The sequence below is a fragment of the Halomonas sp. BC1 genome, assembly GCF_002078135.1.
GTDB classification, from domain to species: domain Bacteria; phylum Pseudomonadota; class Gammaproteobacteria; order Pseudomonadales; family Halomonadaceae; genus Vreelandella; species Vreelandella stevensii.
On the sequence record NZ_LFGS01000019.1, the window covers coordinates 516,567 to 520,606 of the forward strand.

At 58.6% G+C, this 4,040-nt stretch carries 4 protein-coding genes and 1 pseudogene; 3 read left to right on the top strand and 2 right to left on the bottom strand.

The window, feature by feature from the left end; translation table 11 throughout:
- Positions 1–18: 18 nt before the first annotated feature.
- The gene (locus B7L72_RS16450; protein ID WP_081139109.1) at positions 19–867 is read left to right on the top strand and encodes an MOSC domain-containing protein; all 849 of its coding nucleotides are present in this window, start codon (positions 19–21) and stop codon (positions 865–867) included.
- Here B7L72_RS16450 and B7L72_RS16455 read toward each other — a convergent pair.
- Positions 821–1,555: pseudogene (locus tag B7L72_RS16455) on the bottom strand (DMT family transporter); the annotation flags it as partial. The gene B7L72_RS16450 and the pseudogene B7L72_RS16455 overlap by 47 nt on opposite strands.
- Before the next feature lie 150 nt (positions 1,556–1,705).
- Here B7L72_RS16455 and B7L72_RS16460 point away from each other — a divergent pair.
- Positions 1,706–2,128 (top strand): OsmC family protein, encoded by a 423-nt coding sequence (locus B7L72_RS16460; RefSeq protein WP_016914574.1) that lies wholly within the window; start codon positions 1,706–1,708, stop codon positions 2,126–2,128.
- A 172-nt stretch (positions 2,129–2,300) separates the two neighbouring features.
- On the opposite strand, the gene B7L72_RS16465 is transcribed toward B7L72_RS16460, so the two are convergent.
- On the bottom strand, positions 2,301–2,708 hold the full coding sequence (locus B7L72_RS16465) for a PRC-barrel domain-containing protein (RefSeq protein WP_016914573.1): 408 nt from the start codon (positions 2,706–2,708) through the stop codon (positions 2,301–2,303).
- 422 nt (positions 2,709–3,130) lie between these two features.
- Here B7L72_RS16465 and B7L72_RS16470 point away from each other — a divergent pair.
- Positions 3,131–4,040 (top strand): IS1380 family transposase (locus B7L72_RS16470; RefSeq protein WP_139788546.1); only part of this gene is annotated, 910 nt, incomplete at its 3' end.

Sequence of the window (4,040 nt, forward strand, 5' to 3'; positions counted from 1 at the left end):
TCTTCAAATGAGGCTGCCGTGAATATCACTCAACTGACGGTCTATCCGGTCAAGTCGCTCAAGGGGATCGACCTGCAACAGAGCGAGCTCTACACCCACGGGTTGGCCTGTGATCGGCGCTGGATGCTGGTCGATGCGCAGCAGCGTTTCGTCACTCAGCGTCAGCTGCCCGCCCTGGCCACCATAGGCGTGGCTCTCGATGAGCGCTCGCTGGTGCTCTCGCATCCGTCACTGGCGCCTATCGCCATTTCACTGGATGAGCCCGAGGGGGAGCTACGCCAGGTGACCGTCTGGAAAGATCACTGCCAGGCCTATCCGGAAGGTGCAGAGGTGTCACGATGGCTGGAGGCTGCCTTGGGGGATACGGCCCGGGGCTTGAGTCTGGTGCGCTTTGCCAGCGACTTTCCACGGCCCGTGGAAGCGGACTTCCTGGCGGGCGACAGCGCGGATACTTTCTTCTCGGACGGCTACCCTTTCCTGGTTACCACCACCGGTTCGCTGGATGCGCTCAATCAGGCGCTGGTGGCTGCTGGGCAATCTCCCATCCCCATGAACCGGTTTCGGCCCAACATCGTGGTGGAGTGTGCCACCGCTTGGGCGGAAGACCGCTGGGCCGGGCTGCGAGTACCCACTGGTGGTATCGAACTCACCCTGCGCAAGCCTTGCCAGCGCTGCAAGATCACCACTGTGGATCAGCAGACCGGTGCGGTCCCTGCCCAAGGCGAGCCACTCAAGACGCTGCTGTCACTTAATACCCAGCCGCATCTGAAGGGCGCTTTTTTTGGCCAGAATGCCACGCTGACCAAGGGGCAGGGCGCGACTATTCGTGTGGGGGACGCCGTAGAGGCATTACCACGCGAGGTTTGAAGCGCAGCAGCCCCGTGGCCACGGCGGTGCCCATCAATGTAATCACCATGCCGAGCACTACCTGCAGCGAGAGCGTTTCTTCCAGCAGCAGATAGCCCCACAGCAGCGCGCTCACCGGCACCAGAAAGGTGACCGTGGATGTGGCGGTGGCCCCGGCGCTGGCCAGCAGTCCGAAATAAAGTAGAAAGGCCACGGCGGTGCTCAGCACCGCCAGGGCCAAGGCGTTACCCCAGGCCAGCGTGCTGATGGGCTCGCTGGGCCATAGCAGCAGGCCGGGGATCAGCAGCACGAGCGCCGACATGGCGCTGCTGCCCGCGGCCAGTACCCGCGTGGGTAAATGGCCTAGCCGGGTTTTCGAATAATTGCCCGCGACCCCATAGCAGAGGGTGGCTCCCAGCACGGCCACGATGAACCAGCCGTCTCCCCCCAAACTGAAGTCCAGACGATGTGCCGACAGCACATAAACTCCCACCAGCGCCAACGTCAGCCCCAGGTATTGCTGACGTTTCACGGGCGTGGCAAAAAAAGCCGCCCCCAGCAGCGCGGTAAAAATAGGCGTGGTGGCGTTGAGCAGCGAGGTGAACCCTGCTTCCAGGCGCGTGGTTGCCAGTGCCAGCAGGGAAAAGGGCAGCACATGGCTGACCACGCCCAGCAGAAGTAGCGGCCCTTTGTGCTGCCAGTGCACCCGTCGAGTTGGCGGCGCTGAGCAGCGAGTCGTCGGGTGATATCGCCCCGTCACATTCGGCAAGCCAAAGAGAATCAGCTACCCTGAAGAGGGCTGAACGCTCTCTTGCGCTCAGTTCGCCATTAGCGAACTACCCTGGGAAAGGAGAACAGAATGGATAGCAAAGCAAGCGCACGTTGGGAAGGTGGTTTGAAGGACGGCCAAGGGCATGTATCTACCGAAAGTGGAGCGCTGGACGCCAACTACTCGTTCAAGCAGCGCTTCGAAGGCGCGCCGGGCACCAATCCAGAAGAGCTGATTGGTGCTGCCCATGCGGGCTGTTTTTCCATGGCGCTCTCCATGATTCTTGGCGAAAAAGGCTACACGGCGGAGTCCATTGATACACAGGCCAGCGTAACGCTGTCACAGGGCTCGAATGGTTTCGATATTTCGAAAATTCATCTTGAAGTAGAAGCTAGCGTGAGCGGAGCGGATGAAGCCGCTTTTAAAGAAGCCGCAGAGACGGCCAAAGCAAATTGTCCTGTTTCAAAAGTATTGAATGCTGAGATTACCATGACCGCAAAGTTAAAAGGTTGATTTAATAACTTGTGTTATGGAAAAGGCGTCAAGTGCTTCTTTTGACTTTTAGTTGAGCTGGCTTTAAAGCTTAATGGAAGTGTTAACTTGGCGCCTTAAAGTATTGCTGTCTAGATGCTAAAAGGCCTTGGCAATTGCCAAGGCCTTTTTTAACGCTTACCGTTATCAGCGTTTAGTCACGCTCATACTCTTCGGCAGCTTCCAGTGCATCCTGTGATGCATTGACGCGAATCACGTAGTCATCGCCGTCATCATCTTTCGTCAGTTCCAGAGAGTCCCACTCGACGGCAACGTCTTTCTCGCCCATGCCGAGGAACCCACCGATACCCATGACGACAGCCTGGATCTGACCATCTTCATCGATGACCAGGTCAGAAATGGTACCGATATCCTCATCTTCTTCTACGGTGCTTTTCACGTTGTTGCCGATCAGCGAATCAGCATGGAACGTGTTTTCAGGCTGCGTGGTGAGGTAGGTAGCTTCAGCTGCCACTGTTTCCTGAGCGCTGACCGAGCCAGCGGCAAACATGAAAGCAGGCACCATCAACGTACCGAGGAAAGCAGGTTTAATCATTTTCATGGCTATTGCTCCTTGCGCTTGCATTAGGACAGGGTGTGGTTGCACCGGTGTCTAAACAAATTAACGGTCATGGCTCATCAAACAGTGTGATTTGATAAAGGCAGTGTTTAATTGCCTAGCGCTATTCCTATAGCGTCCACCATTTACGTTACTCCTGAGGCGATTCCTCTCATGCCAACGATTCTATCAATAACCCGTATTACGGGTGGGCTAACAGAAACTGGTATTAAGGGAAAGCAACGTCTTGTCTTGCGCGTCACTGCGTCAAGACACTTATCAAGGTAGACGCTCCATAATGTTTTGCAAGATGAATGGCCATTTTTTTGTCATGGATTGAATTAAAGTGTTGGTATTAACCCGCCTTATTCATGGGGCAGCACTAAAAATCAAGATGGCGAGTGGTTTTCTCTTGTAGAATCAAACTGTTCCTGGCAGAACACGACTCAAGAGGACCACTCGCCATGGGTGAAAGACTATCCGCCTGGACGCCCTCGTGCAACGGTTCTGTCCGTGTCGAGCTCAGCGGCCAACGCACCACCAGCGACAGCGGCGCCCTGCTGCTGCGTGAAGCCCTCGACAACAGCGGCGTGATTGAGGCGCTGGAAGACAATCTGGTCGATCGACGCCACCCGCTGCGCATCCTTCATTCGCTGGCCAGCCAGTTGCGTACCCTGGTGCTGCAGCGTGCGATGGGCTGGATCGACCTCAGCGATACCGACACGCTGCGCCGTGATCCGCTCTGGCAGCTGGCCTGCAGCGATGCGCGCGGGACAACGCCCCTGGCCCAGGACCGGCCCTCTCAAGCCACGCTGTCGCGGCTGCTGACCTGCCTCGGGCGCTGCGACAATATCGATGCCGTGCACGAAGGCCTGCTGCGACTGGTGATCTGGCGCCTGACCGCGCTGAAGAACGGCGAGCGCCCCAAGCAGCTGACGCTGGACATCGACGGCCTGCCGATCGAGGTCCACGGCCACCAGGGCGGGTCGGCCTATCATGGCCTTTACGGGGCCCGCATCTACTCGCCGCTGGTCGCCTCGCTGGCCGAGACCGGCGACATGGTGGGCGGCCTGCTGCGCGAGGGCAACGCCGGCCCGGCCGAGAACGCCGACACTTGGATCCCGCATCTGGTGCGGCGACTCAACGAGAGCACCGGCGCCCAGGTTCGGGTGCGCATCGACGCCGGTTTCACCGACAACGCGACGTTGGAGGCCCTGGAAGAGCGCGACATCGAGTACCTGGGCCGACTGCGCAGTCACTCCGGCCTGCAGAAGCTGGCGGCACCGCACCTGAAGCGGCCACCCGGCCGGCCACCCGAGCAGCCTCGCGAGTGGT

Bases quoted from the DNA above. Each gene is read 5' to 3' on its own strand.
- B7L72_RS16460 (WP_016914574.1), top strand. From the start codon at position 1,706: ATGGATAGCAAAGCAAGCGCACGTTGGGAAGGTGGTTTGAAGGACGGC.
- B7L72_RS16465 (WP_016914573.1), bottom strand. From the start codon at position 2,708: ATGAAAATGATTAAACCTGCTTTCCTCGGTACGTTGATGGTGCCTGCT.